This window comes from Enterococcus sp. DIV1279b, from assembly GCF_050531515.1.
Lineage (GTDB): Bacteria > Bacillota > Bacilli > Lactobacillales > Enterococcaceae > Enterococcus_D > Enterococcus_D casseliflavus.
Window position 1 is genome coordinate 1,395,681 of record NZ_CP172891.1, and the last position, 17,929, is coordinate 1,413,609.

The 17,929-nt window shown below is 44.7% G+C and carries 19 protein-coding genes, 1 tRNA gene, 1 pseudogene and 1 other annotated feature; of the genes and pseudogenes, 16 read left to right on the top strand and 5 right to left on the bottom strand.

Going from position 1 to position 17,929, the window contains the following annotated elements; genetic code table 11:
• Positions 1 to 5: 5 nt before the first annotated feature.
• Genes trpC through trpA form a run of 4 tightly spaced genes read left to right on the top strand, consistent with a single transcriptional unit; the run spans position 6 to position 3,371 of the window.
• Positions 6 to 764 carry an indole-3-glycerol phosphate synthase TrpC gene (trpC, locus tag IGI71_RS06455; protein WP_010747972.1) on the top strand — a complete coding sequence of 253 codons (759 nt, stop codon included), beginning with the start codon at positions 6 to 8 and terminating at the stop codon, positions 762 to 764.
• Positions 761 to 1,408 (top strand): phosphoribosylanthranilate isomerase, encoded by a 648-nt coding sequence (locus IGI71_RS06460; RefSeq protein WP_010747973.1) that lies wholly within the window; start codon positions 761 to 763, stop codon positions 1,406 to 1,408. The genes trpC and IGI71_RS06460 overlap by 4 nt, the downstream gene beginning before the upstream one ends.
• The gene (trpB, locus tag IGI71_RS06465) at positions 1,405 to 2,598 is read left to right on the top strand and encodes a tryptophan synthase subunit beta (protein WP_010747974.1); all 1,194 of its coding nucleotides are present in this window, start codon (positions 1,405 to 1,407) and stop codon (positions 2,596 to 2,598) included. Before IGI71_RS06460 ends, trpB begins: the two co-directional genes overlap by 4 nt.
• Positions 2,595 to 3,371 carry a tryptophan synthase subunit alpha gene (trpA, locus tag IGI71_RS06470; RefSeq protein WP_010747975.1) on the top strand — a complete coding sequence of 259 codons (777 nt, stop codon included), beginning with the start codon at positions 2,595 to 2,597 and terminating at the stop codon, positions 3,369 to 3,371. Before trpB ends, trpA begins: the two co-directional genes overlap by 4 nt.
• A gap of 149 nt (positions 3,372 to 3,520) precedes the next feature.
• Here the strand turns inward: trpA and IGI71_RS06475 are convergent.
• From IGI71_RS06475 to IGI71_RS06490, 4 genes and pseudogenes are all read right to left on the bottom strand, one after another.
• Positions 3,521 to 4,376 (bottom strand): annotated as a pseudogene (locus IGI71_RS06475) (PhzF family phenazine biosynthesis protein).
• A gap of 361 nt (positions 4,377 to 4,737) precedes the next feature.
• Positions 4,738 to 4,986, bottom strand: a complete 249-nt coding sequence (locus IGI71_RS06480; RefSeq protein ID WP_010747977.1) for a hypothetical protein — start codon at positions 4,984 to 4,986, stop codon at positions 4,738 to 4,740.
• A gap of 459 nt (positions 4,987 to 5,445) precedes the next feature.
• A tRNA-Arg gene (locus IGI71_RS06485) sits at positions 5,446 to 5,519 on the bottom strand.
• A 145-nt stretch (positions 5,520 to 5,664) separates the two neighbouring features.
• Positions 5,665 to 6,363 (bottom strand): O-methyltransferase, encoded by a 699-nt coding sequence (locus IGI71_RS06490; RefSeq protein ID WP_010747978.1) that lies wholly within the window; start codon positions 6,361 to 6,363, stop codon positions 5,665 to 5,667.
• Between the two features lie 574 nt (positions 6,364 to 6,937).
• Here IGI71_RS06490 and IGI71_RS06495 point away from each other — a divergent pair.
• The 4 genes from IGI71_RS06495 to leuD are packed head-to-tail and all read left to right on the top strand — an operon-like array spanning position 6,938 to position 11,469.
• A complete protein-coding gene (locus tag IGI71_RS06495; protein ID WP_010747979.1) occupies positions 6,938 to 8,458 on the top strand; it encodes a 2-isopropylmalate synthase in 1,521 nt (506 codons plus the stop codon).
• Positions 8,455 to 9,519: a 3-isopropylmalate dehydrogenase gene (gene leuB / locus IGI71_RS06500; protein WP_010747980.1), complete on the top strand. Its 1,065-nt coding sequence runs from the start codon at positions 8,455 to 8,457 to the stop codon at positions 9,517 to 9,519. Before IGI71_RS06495 ends, leuB begins: the two co-directional genes overlap by 4 nt.
• On the top strand, positions 9,500 to 10,882 hold the full coding sequence (leuC, locus tag IGI71_RS06505) for a 3-isopropylmalate dehydratase large subunit (RefSeq protein WP_010747981.1): 1,383 nt from the start codon (positions 9,500 to 9,502) through the stop codon (positions 10,880 to 10,882). Before leuB ends, leuC begins: the two co-directional genes overlap by 20 nt.
• Positions 10,882 to 11,469: a 3-isopropylmalate dehydratase small subunit gene (leuD, locus tag IGI71_RS06510; protein WP_087627315.1), complete on the top strand. Its 588-nt coding sequence runs from the start codon at positions 10,882 to 10,884 to the stop codon at positions 11,467 to 11,469. Before leuC ends, leuD begins: the two co-directional genes overlap by 1 nt.
• Positions 11,470 to 11,486: 17 nt before the next feature.
• Here leuD and IGI71_RS06515 read toward each other — a convergent pair whose 3' ends face one another.
• Complete coding sequence (locus IGI71_RS06515) at positions 11,487 to 12,140, bottom strand: uracil-DNA glycosylase (RefSeq protein ID WP_010747984.1); 654 nt, start codon at positions 12,138 to 12,140, stop codon at positions 11,487 to 11,489.
• 169 nt (positions 12,141 to 12,309) lie between these two features.
• Positions 12,310 to 12,380: a sequence feature (ribosomal protein L21 leader region), on the top strand.
• 19 nt (positions 12,381 to 12,399) lie between these two features.
• Here IGI71_RS06515 and rplU point away from each other — a divergent pair.
• From rplU to phnE (IGI71_RS06555), 8 genes are all read left to right on the top strand, one after another.
• A complete protein-coding gene (rplU, locus tag IGI71_RS06520) occupies positions 12,400 to 12,708 on the top strand; it encodes a 50S ribosomal protein L21 (RefSeq protein WP_005225751.1) in 309 nt (102 codons plus the stop codon).
• Between the two features lie 26 nt (positions 12,709 to 12,734).
• Positions 12,735 to 13,079 (top strand): ribosomal-processing cysteine protease Prp, encoded by a 345-nt coding sequence (locus tag IGI71_RS06525; RefSeq protein WP_005225752.1) that lies wholly within the window; start codon positions 12,735 to 12,737, stop codon positions 13,077 to 13,079.
• 12 nt (positions 13,080 to 13,091) lie between these two features.
• Positions 13,092 to 13,385, top strand: coding sequence for a 50S ribosomal protein L27 (gene rpmA, locus IGI71_RS06530; RefSeq protein WP_003126181.1), 294 nt, complete (start codon positions 13,092 to 13,094; stop codon positions 13,383 to 13,385).
• 109 nt (positions 13,386 to 13,494) lie between these two features.
• Positions 13,495 to 13,959 carry a GNAT family N-acetyltransferase gene (locus IGI71_RS06535; protein ID WP_010747985.1) on the top strand — a complete coding sequence of 155 codons (465 nt, stop codon included), beginning with the start codon at positions 13,495 to 13,497 and terminating at the stop codon, positions 13,957 to 13,959.
• 460 nt (positions 13,960 to 14,419) lie between these two features.
• Positions 14,420 to 15,355: a phosphate/phosphite/phosphonate ABC transporter substrate-binding protein gene (phnD, locus tag IGI71_RS06540; RefSeq protein WP_010747987.1), complete on the top strand. Its 936-nt coding sequence runs from the start codon at positions 14,420 to 14,422 to the stop codon at positions 15,353 to 15,355.
• Between the two features lie 95 nt (positions 15,356 to 15,450).
• Positions 15,451 to 16,239, top strand: a complete 789-nt coding sequence (phnC, locus tag IGI71_RS06545) for a phosphonate ABC transporter ATP-binding protein (RefSeq protein ID WP_005225755.1) — start codon at positions 15,451 to 15,453, stop codon at positions 16,237 to 16,239.
• Positions 16,236 to 17,018 (top strand): phosphonate ABC transporter, permease protein PhnE, encoded by a 783-nt coding sequence (gene phnE, locus IGI71_RS06550; protein WP_005235330.1) that lies wholly within the window; start codon positions 16,236 to 16,238, stop codon positions 17,016 to 17,018. Before phnC ends, phnE (IGI71_RS06550) begins: the two co-directional genes overlap by 4 nt.
• Complete coding sequence (gene phnE / locus IGI71_RS06555; RefSeq protein WP_010747988.1) at positions 17,015 to 17,806, top strand: phosphonate ABC transporter, permease protein PhnE; 792 nt, start codon at positions 17,015 to 17,017, stop codon at positions 17,804 to 17,806. The genes phnE (IGI71_RS06550) and phnE (IGI71_RS06555) overlap by 4 nt, the downstream gene beginning before the upstream one ends.
• Positions 17,807 to 17,929 lie beyond the last annotated feature (123 nt).

The window sequence follows — 17,929 nt, forward strand, 5'->3', positions numbered from 1 at the left end:
GAATCATGGATTTTTTAGAAACGATCATCCAGAAAAAAGTTGAAGAAGTTGCCGCGATGCCACAAGAAATCGAAAAGGTCGTAGCGAAACGTCCATCATTTTATCAGCAAGTCAAGGACCAACCACAAAAGATGCACCTCATTGCTGAAATCAAGCGTGCTTCACCCTCAAAAGGAGATATCAACCAAGGGATTGACCCAGTCACACAAGCGCAAGCTTATGAAGCCGCGGGTGTCAGCGGGATTTCCGTTTTGACCGACCAGCAGTTTTTTAAAGGCTCGCTGGCAGATCTTGAAGCAGTCAGTAATGCCGTTTCGGTGCCTATACTATGCAAAGACTTTATTATCGACAGAAAACAATTGATTCGCGCCAAGAATGCGGGTGCCAGTATTGTTTTATTGATCGTGGCCGCTTTAAAACCAGAACGCTTAGCCATACTTCATCAAGAGGCAATAGCACTAGGGTTGGAAGTACTCGTTGAGACTCATAATGCGGCTGAATTTCAACAAGCCCAAGCCTTAGGGGCCAAAATCATCGGCGTCAACAATCGTGACCTAAAAACCTTTGACGTTTCCTTGGATGTCAGTGTTGCTTTAGCACCTCAGCCGTCAGAGGCGGTTTACATCAGTGAATCTGGTATTCGAACTGCCTCCGATGTGCTGCAGCTTGCACCGTTTTATCATGGAGTCCTCGTTGGAGAAACGTTGATGAGAAGCAATCGAATTGCTGAAACAGCTGCAGATTTGCAGGTGAGCCGCCGATGACCAAAGTGAAAATTTGTGGACTCACCGAACGGCTGCATGTCGAAACTGCCATCAGTGCAGGAGCAGATTACCTTGGCTTTGTTTTTGCCGAAAGCCGTCGGAGAATCGATCCGACACAAGTCCGCAAGATAACGGAGCAAGTACCCCAAAATGTAGGGAAAGTTGGGGTTTTCGTTTCTCCAAGTTTTGAAGAAGTGCAAGCGGCAATTCAAGCCGCCCAGCTGACAGCGATTCAGCTCCATGGAAAGGTTCTGCCATCTTTGCAAACAGCCATCCAGACAGGCATTTTTGCGCATCAAAAGATCGCAGTGATCCAAGCCTTTGATGGAGAAGCTGAGACTTTAGAACAAGATTTCCTAAGCTGCGATGCAGATTTTGGGTTATTGGACGCTCCAGTAAGAGATCACCCTTATGCTGGCGGCAACGGCCAATCCTTTGATTGGCAAAAAGCGGCGAGAAAACCGTTGCCGTTGTCTGAGCGTTTTTTTATTGCTGGCGGTTTGCACGCGGAAAATGTAGAAGAGGCGATCCAATTTTTTAGGCCCTATGCTGTCGATGTTTCTTCAGGCGTGGAAACCCAGGGCAAGAAAGACAGTCGGAAAATCGAACAATTTATTTACTTAGTAAAGGAGAAGATAAAATGACCCAATACCCCACAGAAGCAGGATTTTATGGTCCCTATGGTGGCCAGTTTGTGCCAGAGACATTGATGTATGCAGTCAAGCAATTGGAAACTGTCTATCGTGAAGCACAAGCGGACGCAAGTTTTCAAGTAGAATTACAGGAATATTTGCAAGAGTATGTAGGAAGAGAGACCCCCCTTTATCATGCACAGCGCTTGTCACAACACTTAGGCGGTGCCAAAATTTATCTGAAGCGAGAAGATTTGAATCATACGGGCGCCCATAAAATCAATAATGCGCTAGGGCAAGTGTTATTAGCAAAGCGGATGGGGAAAAAGAAAGTGGTAGCGGAGACCGGTGCTGGACAGCATGGCGTCGCCACAGCGACTGCGGCCGCGTTGTTCGGTATGGAATGCACGATTTTTATGGGTGCGGTAGATGTTCAGCGGCAAGCACTAAACGTCTTTCGAATGGAATTGTTGGGAGCGAAAGTGGTTTCAGTCACTTCAGGCAATCAGACGTTGAAAGATGCTGTCAATGAAGCGCTACGCTACTGGGTCGCAACCGTCGAGGACACCCATTACGTGATGGGTTCCGTACTCGGTCCGCATCCTTTTCCAGAGATCGTTCGAGATTTTCAAAGTGTGATTGGCAGTGAGACACGACGGCAACTATTAGAAAAAGAAGGTCGACTACCGACGACAGTCGTTGCTTGTGTTGGCGGCGGCAGCAATGCGATGGGAATGTTTTACCCTTTTATCGATGATCAGACCGTTCGTTTGATTGGCGTTGAAGCAGCTGGGAAAGGTGTGGATACTACTGAGCATGCGGCGACCTTGACGAAAGGCAGTATCGGTATTTTACATGGTACCAAAATGCATCTGCTGCAAGACGATGATGGGCAAGTGATCGAACCTTATTCGATTTCAGCTGGTTTGGATTATCCAGGGGTCGGTCCCGAGCATTCTTACTTGAAGGAGATTGAGCGAGCGGAGTATTTCGCTGTCACTGATGAAGAAGCCGTTGACGCCTTTTATCTCTTGTCTCAAATCGAAGGCATTATTCCTGCTTTGGAAAGTGCTCATGCCGTTGCCTATGCCCTAAAGCTAGCCCCAATCATGACACCCGAAGAACGCTTAGTGATCTGCTTGTCTGGGCGAGGGGACAAAGATGTTCAACAAATCAAAGACCGGAAAGGAGCAGCGAAATGACCAGCAAAACATTGACGATGAAACTAAAGGAGCGCCAAAAACAAGGCAAGCCACTATTTGTTCCTTATATTATGGCGGGTGCCAACGGACTGGAACGCCTGCCAGCAGAAATCGAACTGTTGACGACACATGGCGCAGCCACCATTGAAATCGGCGTGCCCTTTTCAGACCCAGTCGCAGATGGAGCGGTCATCCAAGCAGCTGGAATGCAGGCATTAGCCAATAGGACCACTTTAAAAAAGATCATTGCTTTGCTGCAAACAATCCATTCCGAGGTTCCACTGGTATTGATGGGGTATGCCAATTCATTCTTTCATTATGGGATTGAACAGTTAGCAAATGAGTTAAAAGCGACAAATGTGAAAGGGTTGATTATTCCAGATTTACCTTTTGAACATCGATCACTAGTAACGCCTACTTTTGATGCGGCGGATCTCGCGCTGATCACACTGGTCTCTTTGACCAGTTCTCCAGACAGAATTCAGACGCTGATCGAAGACGCAGAAGGATTCGTTTATGCTGTGACAGTGAACGGTGTCACTGGAGAAGATCGCCAATACAACGAACAGCTGGATCAGCATTTGCAAGCCATTTCGGAAAAAAGTCCGATTCCTGTACTAGCTGGTTTCGGGGTCTCGACCCACGCAGACGTGCAGCGCTTTGCCCGAGTGTGCGATGGGGTAGTGATCGGTTCAAAAATCGTAGCAGCCTTACAGAACGAGCCACTGCCTAAAGTCAGTGAGCTGTTAGCAGAACTTGTTGGTATTTCATAGAAAATCAAGGTGAAGGAAAGAACCCGAGTTGGGTTCTTTTTTTTATGAGAAAACTAGTATTCGAGATACTGATGGGCTGCTATGGAAAAAAGAACACGATGTGTGAAGAGGAAAAAAGGCTGATGGAAGATCAGCCTAAATTATTTTGATTATGCCAGTGTATCGGTGTCGATGGTGACTGTCTCGCAAAAATGCCCTCTGCCCCCAACGTAAACATGTTGGATTTCCTTTCGCGAAGTCGTAGCTAGTTTGACAAAGATTTCAGAAGGTTCACCTAAATTGCTGCCTTGTTCAAAGCGATACACTTCTTTATCAAGGGAACACTTTTGATACAAGAAGCAAGCCAAAGCGGCATTGGAAGTACCTGTAGCAGATTCTTCATTGATGCCAAACAATGGGGCAAAGTTACGGCAAATGATTCGTTCTTTTTCCATTGCATATAAGTGTATGCCAACTACTTGTTGCAGCGCGCTTACTTTTTTTTTCCTCAAAATCAGGTACAACATGCTGCAACTGGGCCGTTGTTTTGATTGGAACAAGGATATCTTTTAATCCTGTAGAAACGATTTGAATAGGAATTTGATCATTGATAGCATTGGTATCAAAACAGTCAGCTAATTGTTCTAGTGAAAGGACATCTGAAAACAGCGGTTTGTTCTGTTCCATGAAAATGACACCATCTTTGAGGGTGATCGACAAACGTCCGGCGTTGGTGTCGATGTGATACTGTTGCTTGGAAAGTTTGTTTAGATACGATAATAGTGCAAAGGAAGCAATTGTTGCATGTCCGCATAAGTCAACTTCTTCTTTTGGTGTAAAATAGTCAAATCGGAAATCGGCCTCCGGGGATTTCGATAAAAAAGCTGTTTCTGAAAAGCCTAACTCTTTTGCGATGGCTAACTTTTGTTGTGGTGTAAGGGGCTGTTCCAGCAAAACGACTCCAGCCTTGTTGCCACCTGTTTGATTTTTACTAAAACCGCTTGCGATATGTACCGTTATCTCCATAGGACACCTGCTTTCTTAATCCTTGTCAAGCATAGCATAATTTTTGCAGGAGGAGGATAAGAAAACGGATTGGTTGAGCGTGTTATACTGAAGGTACGATAAAATGAAAAAAATGAGTGATCGAAGAGTGCGGTATGTAAGCATACTATAGCAAAAACGTTCCTTTGAGCATGCCAACCTTTCTCGTCAACTATTATCTTATAGGTACCAGTAAATATTTTAGCTATCAAAAAAGCAAATGAGAACGTAGCATCCCTGTTGCTTTCTCATTTACTTAAATCGTTTGGTAAAAAGCGTTGAGGTTATGCTAAAATCATTGCTGCATATAAAAATGATAACCTTACTGCGAGGCGGAAATAGTTTAACTTTGATTGTAAACTTTCAATGCTTGTTTGAGACCAGCGTAAAAAAATCCGACTGTAACTATCAACATAGGGGTCACAGAAAACAGTTGACGATAATAACGATTTTTATCTAAGTAGCTGCCATCAATGGGAAAAATCAAGGAAGAGAGGTATTGCCAGAAGGAATTGAAGTTGAACAGAAAGACAATGAAAGAAATAAGTGTAAGAATCAGCCAAAAAACAACAACGAAATTCGTTTTTTTCATAGTTCGTCTCCTTTAATAAATTAGATTATTAGCTAATAAGTATAGCATGACGGCATCGAGTTAAGTAAATCAGATATTTCTTGGAATTGTGAAATTGAAGAAACTAAGCTGTTTAAATGGAACGATTTATAGATCTCATCGATCATACAGGCAAAGCCAAGTCTTCGTTTGTTAGAACAGTGTCTACTAAATAAAACGGCGAGGTATCATTTAACTAGAGAATGAGTATTTTAGGGAGAGAAATTGCTGACAATTAGAATAAATACGGAAACGATGATGCCAATGAAAGAAATTTGCTGAAGATTGAAGCGGATGGGAAGCGATCGTTTGATTACTTTTGATGAGGAAGGGAACAGGCTGTTGATTAGTCACCAAATTGCTATGGCAAAAAAATTAGATCAATTTGGCACAAGAACAAACAAAAACCGCCAAGAACAAGGGTTCTCGACGGTTAAATAACGTTCCAGGAGGGATTCGAACCCCCGACCGTTCGCTTAGAAGGCGAATGCTCTATCCGGCTGAGCTACTGGAACAAATAAATTTCAGCGAATGCTCACTTCGCCTAAGCTGTTGAAATCAATCAGCAACAAATAACATTATAGAAAAAGGGCGCAGCAATGTCAATCTCTTTTCGCCCTTTTCTTATTTTTTCTTTGAAAAAAGGAAGCGCAGCTGCCCTCAACCTTTCTCAGGTTCCTCAAGGATTACGCTATCTGCTTCTTTCGTAATGAGAATCACGCCATCTCCTAAAGGGACGAGGGTGGAGGTCAATTGAGGATGGTTCATCACGGTATCCAAGAAAAGATTCAACTTGCGATGGATCGCTCGCTGGTTGCGCGGGATTTCTTCGATGGGTTGTAGAATCGTTCCAGCTTGAAACACGTCATCCACCATCAGCACACCGCCTTTGCGTAATAGACGCAGACATTCTGGTAAAAATTCAATGTATTTCGATTTGGCACTATCCATGAAGATAAAATCATAAGGGCCACTTAATGTAGGCAGGACGTCTGCCGCTTGTCCTTCTAATAGCGTGATTTTGTCTTCATTTCCTAAGCGAGCATAGGTTTCTTTGGCTTTGCGGATCATGACGTCAAAGCGATCGATCGTTGTGACATGACCCTCTTTCACACATTGTGCCATTAAGCTTGAAGAAAAACCGATCGCTGTGCCGATCTCAAGGATTTCTTTTGGCTGAAGCTGTCCCAATAAAAACTGCAAAAAGACCACAGTTTCATGTGGGATGATTGGCACTTCTTTTTCATGAGCGGCTTGCTCGATTTCACCAAGTTCGCCGGGTAATTGTTTTTGTTTTTCACGCATAAACGCCACTAGTTCTGGTTTGACTACTGGACGATGCATCATTTCGTTGCGCATCTTCATCCTCCTCATTTATCGCTGCCCCTTATTATACGAATAACTCACCTTAAGTTCAATCTTTTCGAGTCTTTGGAACAACAAAAAAACCAGTCATACGACTGGCAGGATAAAGGGGTGAAAAATATTTTTGGGATATTTCTATCATAACGATGTTATGTGGAGGTTTGGTTAAAATCCTGTGAAGATCTCGTCAGGTTCTGCTTAAATTTTCATCAAGGAAGAAAAGCAACCCATCATCAGGGCGAAAACGAACTTTTTGTCGAAATATTCAGAAAATTCAGGGAAAAGTGTTGACAGAGGAACCTGCTGTTTGGTATCTTCATAACAAGATAAAAAAAGTGATAGGTGACGACGATGGATAAACGATTGAAACAAACAGCTGCATTTTTATTATTATTATCGTAAGGACTCTTTTTCTATGACCCGCCTTTTTAAGGCATCATTTGAAGAGTCCTATTCGCATTGCATGAAGGAAACCCTTTATGGAGTGCTTTTTTTATACCATTTTTTCAATTTGTTTGAATGAGGTCGCGCCAAGCGTGCCCCTGCCACTGCCAAGGAGGAAATAGTGATGAGAAAAATCCAGTTTTTTGACACCACATTGAGAGACGGTGAACAGACGCCGGGAGTCAACTTCAATACAAAAGAGAAGGTTCAACTGGCGCTGCAATTAGAAAAATGGGGGATCGATACGATCGAAGCAGGCTTTCCGATTGCATCAGAAGGAGACTTTCAAGCAGTCCAAGCGATTGCTGGGGCGGTGACGAAAATGACCGTTGCAGGACTTGCCCGTTGTCAGAAAAAAGACATTGATCGTGCCTATGAAGCTCTTCATCAAGCCGTCGATCCCCAGATCCATGTCTTTTTAGCAACGAGTGAGGTACATCGCCAGTACAAGCTGAATATGACGAAAGCAGAAGTACTCGCTTCCATCAAAGAACATGTGGCTTATGCCCGTGAACGCTTTGAAAAAGTCCAATTCTCGCCAGAAGATGCCACCCGCACCGATAAGCCCTTCTTGCTTGAGGCGGTTCAAACAGCAATTGATGCCGGCGCGACGATCATCAATGTGCCCGATACAGTAGGGTTTACCAATCCTACGGAATATGGTGCGCTTTTTGCCTATTTGATCGCCAATATCAAGAGTGAGCAGCCGATCATTTTTTCTTCCCATTGTCATGATGACTTGGGAATGGCGACAGCCAATGCGCTGGCAGCTATCGAAAATGGTGCTGATCGGGTGGAAGGAACGATCAACGGGATCGGCGAACGAGCGGGCAATACCGCACTAGAAGAAGTGGCGCTGGCGTTGCATATTCGCAATGATTTCTATCAGGCTACCTCCAACATCAAGTTAAACGAAACAAAACGTACCAGCGATCTGGTGGCACGTTTGTCTGGGATCACGGTACCGAAAAACAAAGCGATCGTCGGCGGCAATGCCTATGCTCATGAATCTGGGATTCATCAAGATGGCGTCTTGAAAAATCCTGAAACTTACGAAATCATTACCCCGCAACTGGTAGGCGTACAAACCAACTCACTGCCTCTTGGCAAACTTTCTGGCCGCCATGCGTTTGTCGATAAAATGCAGCAGCTGGGGTACCAGTTTGACCAAGAAGAAACCAATGAATTGTTTAAACGCTTCAAAGAGTTGGCAGATAAGAAAAAGCAAGTGACCGAACAAGATTTGTTAGCGTTGGTGGCTGACCAGGGCCGCAGCCAAGAAGATGGCTGTGAGTTGGAGTCAGTTCAGCTGCAATACGTGTCCAATGGCCATCAAGGAGCGGTGGTTTCTATCATCAAAGACGAGGAAAAACAAGTGGCATCAGCCATCGGTGCCGGCAGTATCCAAGCAATCTACAACTCGATCGATCAGATTTTCCAGCAGCAGCCGAAGTTGTTGAACTATGAGATCACTGCCTTGACCAGTGGGGAAGATGCGCAAGCGGAAGTGCACGTGGTTATTGAATGTCAGGAAACCAATGAAAAAATCAGCGGGATCGGCTTAGACTTTGATGTCTTGCAGGCGTCAGCTAAAGCTTATGTACAGGCTAGCGCAGCTCTAAAGAATCGAGGTGTCCTTGTTTGAAAAAGATCGTGGTTTTAGCAGGAGATGGCATCGGACCAGAAATTATGGCCAGTGCGCTTGCGGTATTGAAAGCGGCTTGTCCAGACCATCTTCAACGCTTTCATTTTGACCAGCGGCCATTTGGTGGTGCGGCGCTGGCACTTACTGGAGAGCCATTGCCGCAAGAAACACTACAAGCTTGCCAGCAGGCGGATGCGATCCTTTTAGGAGCCATTGGTGATCCAGTTTGGGAAAACGCACCGATAACACCCGAGAAAGGACTTTTGAATTTGCGTCAAGCGTTAGGGCTATACGCCAATATTCGACCCATCAAAGTAGTTGATGCGGTGATTGCTTTATCTCCCATTAAAGAAGCGATCCTTCGGGGGACAGATTTTGTCATCGTTCGTGAGTTGACTGGCGGTATCTATTTTGGCGAAAAAGCAGAAAAACCTGAAGAAGCCTACGACATCAATCATTATCATCAAGCAGAGATTCGACGGATTTTGCGTAAAGCCTTTGAGATTGCCCGCACGCGGAAGAAGCGGGTTCTCTCTGTCGATAAAGCAAATGTGTTGGCGACTAGCCGACTTTGGCGCCGATTAGCGGAAGAAACGGCACAGGAATTCCCAGATTGTCAGTTGACCCATCAATATGTTGATTCCGCCGCTATGAAAATCATCCAAAATCCCAAAGACTTTGATGTAATCGTGACAGAAAATCTCTTTGGCGACATTTTAAGTGATGAAGCCTCGGTTTTGCCAGGGTCATTAGGGGTGCTGCCTAGCGCAAGTCATGGCGCAGAAGGGGTTTCTTTATATGAACCGATTCATGGCTCTGCACCTGATATCGCTGGGCAAAATTGCGCCAATCCGGTTTCCATGATTTTATCTGTCGTCATGATGCTAAGAGAGTCCTTTCAAGAGGAAGAGCTGGCGGATACCATCGAAAGTGCTTGTTACGAGGTAATGAATGCGGGAATCTTGACCCGTGATCTAGGTGGTACAGCAACGACAACTGCCTTTACAGAAGCGGTTATTGCACAGTTAGGAGTGAGCAATTATGGGGAAAACGCTGTTTGATAAACTATGGGATCGGCATGTCATCACAGGAGAAGAAGGGCAAGCGCAGCTGCTTTATGTCGATCTGCATATGATCCATGAAGTGACGACACCGCAAGCCTTCGAAGGCTTGCGGCAAGCGGGACGGACAGTCCGTTGTCCCGAAAAAACCTTCGCAACGATGGATCACAACGTGCCTACTAAAGATATTTTTACCATCACCGATCTGGTTGCAAAAAAGCAAATGGACACGTTACGAAAAAACTGTCGTGATTTTGGGATCGAATTGTGTGACAATGGCTCTGCCAATCAAGGAATCGTCCACATGGTTGGTCCAGAAGTTGGCTTGACCCAACCAGGGAAAACGATCGTTTGCGGTGATTCTCATACTGCCACCCATGGTGCTTTCGGCGCGATCGCATTTGGGATCGGTACGAGTGAAGTGGAGCATGTCTTTGCGACACAGACGATTTGGCAGACAAAACCGAAACGCATGGGAGTTGAGATCACCGGTCACCTGCAGCCGGGAGTGTACGCCAAAGATATTATTTTGGCATTGATCGCGACCCATGGCACTGATTTTGGTGGTGGCTTTGCCGTAGAATTCTTTGGCGAAACGATCCGTAGCCTGACGATGGAAGAACGCATGACCATTTGCAATATGTCGATCGAAGGTGGGGCGAAAATGGGCTTGATCGCACCTGATGAAACGACCTTTGCTTATGTGAAGGATCGACGCTTTGCGCCACAAGCGTTTGCCAGTGCGGTGGCTGATTGGCAAACCCTTTATACCGATGAAGATGCCAACTATGATGCCCTGATCACCCTAGACGCAACAACCTTAGAACCCTATATCACTTGGGGAACCAATCCAGAAATGGGGGTGCCAGTCAGCGAAGCGTTTCCTGAAGTGCGGGATCACAATGATCAGCAAGCCTATGAATATATGGCGCTGCAACCTGGACAGACAGCTGCTGATATCCCCATTGAATACATTTTTATTGGATCGTGTACCAATGGTCGTTTGTCTGATCTGAAAGAGGCAGCGGCGATTTTGAAAGGTCAGACCATCAAAGAAGGGGTCACTGGTATTATCGTTCCTGGTTCACGCCCTGTTCGTAAAGCAGCGGAAGCGATCGGTTTAGACAAAGTCTTTATTGACGCTGGTTTTGAATGGCGGGAGCCTGGCTGTTCCATGTGCTTAGGAATGAATCCTGATAAAGTACCAGAAGGCGTCCACTGTGCCTCCACATCAAACCGCAATTTTGTTGGACGGCAAGGGAAAAACGCGCGGACGCACCTCTGTAGTCCAGCGATGGCGGCAGCAGCTGCGATTCATGGGCGCTTTGTCGATGTACGAGAAGTGGTTGGAGGTGTTGGTTAATGGAAGCTTTTACGCAATTTGAAGGTACGACGCTGCCTTTGATGAATGACAATATCGATACCGATCAAATCCTACCGAAAAATTATTTGAAGCGCGTTGAAAAAACGGGCTTTGGCGAATTTTTATTTGACGATTGGCGCTATTTGCCGCAACGCAAGCCTAATCCAGCATTTATCTTGAATGATCCAGCATATCAGACCGCTCAAGTCCTCGTCACTGGTGATAATTTTGGTTCTGGCTCTTCTCGAGAGCACGCGGCATGGGCGCTGTTGGATTACGGCTTTAAAGCCGTGATTGCTGGCAGCTTCGGTGATATTTTCTATATGAATGCCACCAAAAACGGGCTGCTGCCCATCGAGCTGCCTTTGACTGTTCGCCAAAGGATCGCTTCGCTGCCTGCTTCAGAAAAAATCAGCATTGACTTGCCAAGGCAATGTGTGACCGTTGCGGGGGAGGAGCATTTCTTTGCAATCGATGCTACATGGAAACACAAATTGATCCACGGTCTCGATGAGATCAGTATCACGTTGCAGGAAGAGGCGAAAATCACCGCCTATGAGCAGACGATTCCAGCGTATTGGCAGTAGGGCTAGGGGACTGGTCGTTATTCGTCGGCGGGTATTTGTGAGAGAATGTTTCTTAACCCTCGCCAATCGGCTTCGATTTGCGGAGTCAACGTTCGATTGTAAAAGATCGCAGCGGGATGATACATCGGCACGATCAAATATTCTTTTTCCGACCATTGATAGCCATCTTTTGTTGGATTGCTTTCTTGTATTTTGGAACGGATCACTTCGCCATGGTGATCTTTGATATAATAGGCGTTGCCTAATAATCGCTGCAGTCCGATATTGCCAACAGTTGCAATGACAGGCGGATCTACAACGGACAACTCGTAGTCAAGCAGCGGTGCGTGTAGCAAGACTTCTTTTTTGGTAGGTGTCCGATTGGGATGGACGATCTCATGGGCACCGCTGCGTTTGTTGATTCGTTCTTTGACGGAATATGGACGGCTGCGGACAGCGCTGGTGATGTAAACATCCTCACGGGTCAAACCGGCTAAAGCCAACGATTTCATCAATTCTTTTCCTGCTTGTCCGCTAAAAGGAATAAAATTTTCGATTTCGGTTCGACCAGGGGCTTCCCCGACGATCATCAATTTGGGCTGCAGCGGTCCTTGACCGGGAACAAATCCTTCCAACGGATAACTGCGGGACGCCTGTTGAACGGCAGTGGCTAATTCTTTGGGGTATTGCATGAAAACTCCTCCAATTCTGTTTCACTTATGCTCTTTCTTCTATAGTAATAGAAAATAAAAAATGCACAAAAGGAAATGACTAGTAGCAAAAGAATTCTGTCTTTTCCTTAATTAGTGATTGACTTTAGGAAAACATTTTGATAAAGTTAATCTGTTGTAATTGTGGACTCCACAGCTACAACCGCACAGAACAAGTAGTAAGTACGAAAGTCACTTGGGATGGCGAGTCTAAGTATATTATAAGGAGGTGCTGTAGAGCATGTACGCAATTATCAAAACTGGTGGGAAACAAGTAAAAGTTGAAGTGGGTCAAGCAATCTACGTTGAAAAATTGGACGTTGAAGCTGGACAAAAGGTTACTTTTGATGAAGTTATCTTAGTAGGTGGCGAATCAACAAAAGTTGGTGCCCCAATCGTTGCAGGAGCAACTGTTGAAGGGACTGTTGAAAAACACGGCAAACAAAAGAAAGTCGTAACTTTCAAATACAAACCTAAAAAACATTCACACCGTAAACAAGGTCACCGTCAACCTTACACAAAAGTTGTTATTGACGCGATCAACGCTTAATTCTTACGAAAAGCAGGGTAACGAATATGATCAAAGGGACATTCAAACGAAATGACTCTGGTCGGATTGTTTCTTTTGAACTAGCTGGACACGCACAAGCAGGAGAATACGGCAAAGACATCGTCTGTGCTGCAGCATCCGCTTTAGCGATCAGTGCAGTCAATGGGATCGATGCTTTGGCTGGCGTTGCGCCAAAAGTTGAAGCAGATAACGAAAATGGGGGGTACTTATTAGTCACACTGCCTTCTCGTTTGACCCAAGAGCAGTCGAATATCGCACAAATTCTTTTAGAAAATTTGTTGATCGGCTTGCAATCAGTTCAAGAAGAGTACAACGATTATATCCAAATCAAAACTACTAAAGAAAACTAGGAGGTGCATCTCATGTTGATGAAAATGAATTTGCAATTCTTCGCTCACAAAAAAGGTGGGGGTTCTACTTCTAACGGACGTGACTCTCAATCAAAACGTTTAGGTGCGAAACGTGCTGACGGTCAAACCGTTTCAGGCGGATCAATCCTTTATCGCCAACGCGGTACTAAAATTTACCCAGGGGTAAACGTAGGTATCGGTGGAGATGATACATTGTTTGCAAAAGTTGATGGCGTTGTTCGTTTCGAACGTAAAGGCCGCGACAAAAAACAAGTATCTGTGTATCCAGTAGCGCAAGAAGCATAAGAAAATGACATCCAGATTACGTAAAAGTAACCTGGGTGTTTTTTTATACACCAATGAAACCGTTTTAACGAAATAGTTATTTATAATGGCTTAGATAAGGAGCGAAGCAATGATTCAGTTGAAAGAAATCACGAAGGAAAACTATCGTGCGTGCATGAATTTGAAGACAACGAAGGAGCAAGAAGACTTTGTTGCGCCCAATTGGTACTCAATGTTAGAGGCGATCTATGAGGAACCTCGTCAGGCATTTGCCCTATACAATGGTGAGGAAATGGTCGGCTTTATGCTATTTAGTTTTTACGAGGCAGATGAGGATTATCCAAAAGCTTCGTGGTGGATCGAGCGATTTATGATCGCAGAGAAATTCCAAAATCAAGGGTTAGGCACTCAGGCGTTTCTTGCTGGGTTAGATTGGTTCAAAACCCATATCCAAGCGCAAGAATTAAGGATCTCCGCTGTGGATGGCAACGAGATCGCAACGAAGCTTTACGAACGCAATGGCTTTGTTTTGACGGGTGAAATGATTGAGAACGAGCATGTACTCTTGTTGCAGCTGCCAACGGAGCAAGGGTAAATGACTCTTTCTACAGTAAGAGAATGAGGTCAAAAGCAGAGGTTCTTAAGGGAATCCTCTGCTTTTTTTGTGTTGTTTCGTAAAAAAAAGTGTGCGGTCATCTTCTGGTTAGACGTTTCAAGAAATTTTGTGCACTTAGAGTAAGAATGACGAGTATATCCATGCTTTGTTGTTCACAAAGTTCCTTTTGCTGTTAACAGAATCTTTACACGTTGACAACACAAACCTTATATTCATTTGATACTCTGAGGAAGTAGAACAAATGGAAAGAAACTTTCGAAAAACGTTGATTATTGAGAATGTGCTCACGAATGATTTTGGTCAAAACACGAACATTATCAAAAAAGAAAACGTTCGTAATTCGAAAAAGATTGTTTTTAATTCGTTGGTTTTTTATAATCAAAAAGGAAAGTTCGGAATTCCATGAGTTCGATTTTTTATATGAAAAGGAGAAAAAGTGATGAAAGTTTGGAAGAAAACGGCAATGTTTGGTTTAGGTTTGGTGGCAGCAGTTACGCTGGCGGCATGTGGCTCAGGTGGAGCAAGTACTGACTCGGTGGCTGAGGACGCAGGATATGTACCAGAAAAGTTGACCGTTCAATTTGTCCCATCACAAGCAGCAGAAACATTAGAAGCAAAAGCAAAACCACTTGAGCAATTATTAAGTGATGAATTAGGGATTCCAGTCACAGTGAGTGTTTCCACTGACTACAATACAATCGTCGAAGCAATGGCTTCGAAACAAGTAGATGTCGGCTTTTTACCGCCGAATGCCTATGTTTTAGCAAATGAACAAAGCAATGTTAAGGTACTGTTGCAAGCACAGCGTTATGGCATCAAGCAGCCTGGTGGCGAATCAACGGATGAATTGGTTGATAGCTATCGTTCAATGATCGTCGTAAAAAGCGGCAGCGACATCAAAGAGTTGGAAGATTTAAAAGGCAAAACGATTGCCACACAAGATGTTACTTCTTCTGCCGGTTATGTTTGGCCAGTAGCAGAAATGAAAAAAGCAGGCATCGATATCAATACGGATGTGACGACTGTTCAAGTCAAAGGCCATGACCAAGCGGTCTTATCTGTCTTGAATGGCGACGTTGATGCGGCGTTCGTTTTTGAAGATGCCCGTAACACGGTCAAAAATGATTACCCAGAAATCATGGATGAGGTAGAACCAATGTACTTTACCGAACCGATCCCGAACGATACGATCAGTGTTCGCAGCGATATGAGTGAAGAGTGGGATAAAAAAATCCAAGATGCCTTTATCGCGATCGGAAAAGATGAAGAAGGAAAACAAATCATCTCTGATATTTACTCTCATGAAGGATACGTTGTTTCACAAGACAGCAATTTCGACATCGTAAGAGAGTATGCGGAGCAGGTCGGACAATAATTAATAGATGAATAGATCGGGAGGGTACCGGTAGTTGAGGTACCCTTTTCGAATGGACAGCAATTTTTACCTAATGGAAAGAAAGTAGGAGAATCATGGCTCTAGAGAACGAAACGATTATTTCATTTCAGAATGTGACCAAGCAATACCCAAATGGGGTGTTGGGGTTGAAGGACTTGAACATCGATATCAAAAAAGGGGAATTTGTCATCGTAGTGGGCTTATCCGGTGCAGGTAAATCGACGATGCTGCGCTCCATCAATCGACTGCACGAGATCACAAGCGGCGAGATTTTAATCGATAACAAGTCGATCACAAAAGCAAAAGGAAGAGAGCTGCGCTTGATTCGTCGAGACATTGGCATGATTTTCCAAAGCTTCAATTTGGTGAAACGTTCGAGTGTCTTGCGAAACGTCTTAACGGGGCGAGTGGCTTATCATCCCACGCTCAAAATGCTGCTGGGTCTGTTTCCGCAAGCGGACAAAGAGTTGGCGTATCAATCACTGCAGCGGGTCAATTTAGCAGAAAAAGTCTATACCCGAGCCGATGAATTGTCTGGCGGTCAGCAGCAGCGGGTTTCGATTGCCCGGGCGTTGACGCAAGAGCCGAAGATTATTTTAGCGGATGAACCAGTTGCTTCATTGGATCCGTTAACCACTGAAAAAGTCATGAATGACTTAAAACGGATCAATCAAGATCTGGGGATCACAATCGTAGTCAATTTACATTCTGTCCAATTGGCTAGAGAATACGGCACGCGGATCATCGGGTTGCGAGACGGAGGCTTGGTTTTTGATGGTCCTGTCAGTGAAGCGACCGATCAGCGATTGAAACAGATTTATGGCAGCGAGATCATGGAAGAGCAGGAAGGGGCGGGACAATGACGACAAATACGTTGCCGAAACGCAGCGGACTATGGAAAAATGTTCTTTGGCTCGTCATTTTTTTAGTGGTATTGTTCGTTAGCGGCTCTATTTCAGGTGTTGATTTGGCACGGTTCTTTAGCAATAGCAGTCAAATGAATGTCATCTTACAAAAGATGGCTCATCCTGATTGGGCATATGCCAAAATCATTGTTGAGCCGATTTTGCAAACGATCCAAATGGCGATCATCGGCACAACCTTTGGTGCACTGGCGGCCTTTCCGTTTTCACTTTTAGCAGCACGAAATATCATGACGAATCATTGGATCAGTGGTTGTTTCCGTTTTGTTTTGAATATCATTCGGACGGTACCTGATTTGATGCTGGCGGCTTTATTTGTCGCCATTGTCGGAATTGGTCCCGTTGCAGGGGTGATCTCCATCTCTGTGTTTTCTTTTGGGATGATCACCAAATTGTTTTATGAATCGATTGAAACGATTGATGAAGGTCCGATCGAAGCGATCACGGCTTCTGGAGGATCGAAGTTTGATATCATCCGCTATGCAGTCGTACCGCAAGTCATGAGTCATTTTCTTAGTTACTTGCTTTATGCCTTTGAGATCAATGTGCGGGCATCGACGATTCTTGGGTATATCGGCGCAGGCGGAATCGGTGTTTTCTTACAACGATCTTTAAGCCAATTTCGATATGACCAGACGTCGATCATCGTCTTAGTGATTTTTGCAGTTGTTTTGGTGATTGATACCATTAGTAATAGATTAAGGGAGCGATTATTATGATGTTGCCAGCAGAACCGAAAAAGAAAAAAATACGGAATTGGCTGATCGCTGTAGTCGTTATCCTCCTTTATATCTGGGCTTTTGCTGGCGTGCCTTTTGCTGGTGTTAAAGAAAATGTCGGTCAAATTGTCGGCTCGATCTTTTATGGCCTGATCCATCCTGATTGGGGCTATGTTTATACCGGTGATGGCGAAGATTTGATCAGTCTGATGATCGAAACCGTCGCGATTGCCTTTGTTGGGACCTTTTTGTCATCGATTTTAAGTATTCCTTTTGCCTTTTGGGCGGCGCGCAGCAAAAACAGCCCTCGCTGGTTATCGGGATTTGGGAAAATCGTGCTGACGGCGATTCGAACGTTTCCAGAAATCGTCTTAGCCATCATGTTTATCAAAACGGTAGGTCCGGGCTCCTTTGCTGGCGTCTTGGCGGTCAGTGTCCATTCCATTGGGATGTTGGCAAAGCTTTACAGCGAAGCGATCGAAAACATGGACCACGGTCCCTCGGAATCCGTCATTAGTGCGGGAGGAAGCCGCTGGGATGTATTAGGCTTTGCGACATTGCCGCAACTGATCCCAGAATTTCTTTCTTTTACCTTGTATCGATTTGAACTGGCTGTCCGTTCAGCTTCGATCTTAGGGATCGTAGGGGCAGGTGGGATCGGTACACCGATGATCTTTGCCATCAATGCGCGTTCATGGAGCCGTGTAGGAATCATTTTATTAGGGATCGTGGTGACGGTCACGATCATTGATTTTATTTCTGGGCGTTTGCGTAAACGATTGGTTTAATAAAATGAAGTGAGTACTCGAAAAAACACAGTCTGATTAGGCTGTGTTTTTTTTTTGTAGGGGGATAGGCGGAGGTCGTTTAAGACAGGTTTCGTGAAACTTGTTATACTGGATTCATAGAAA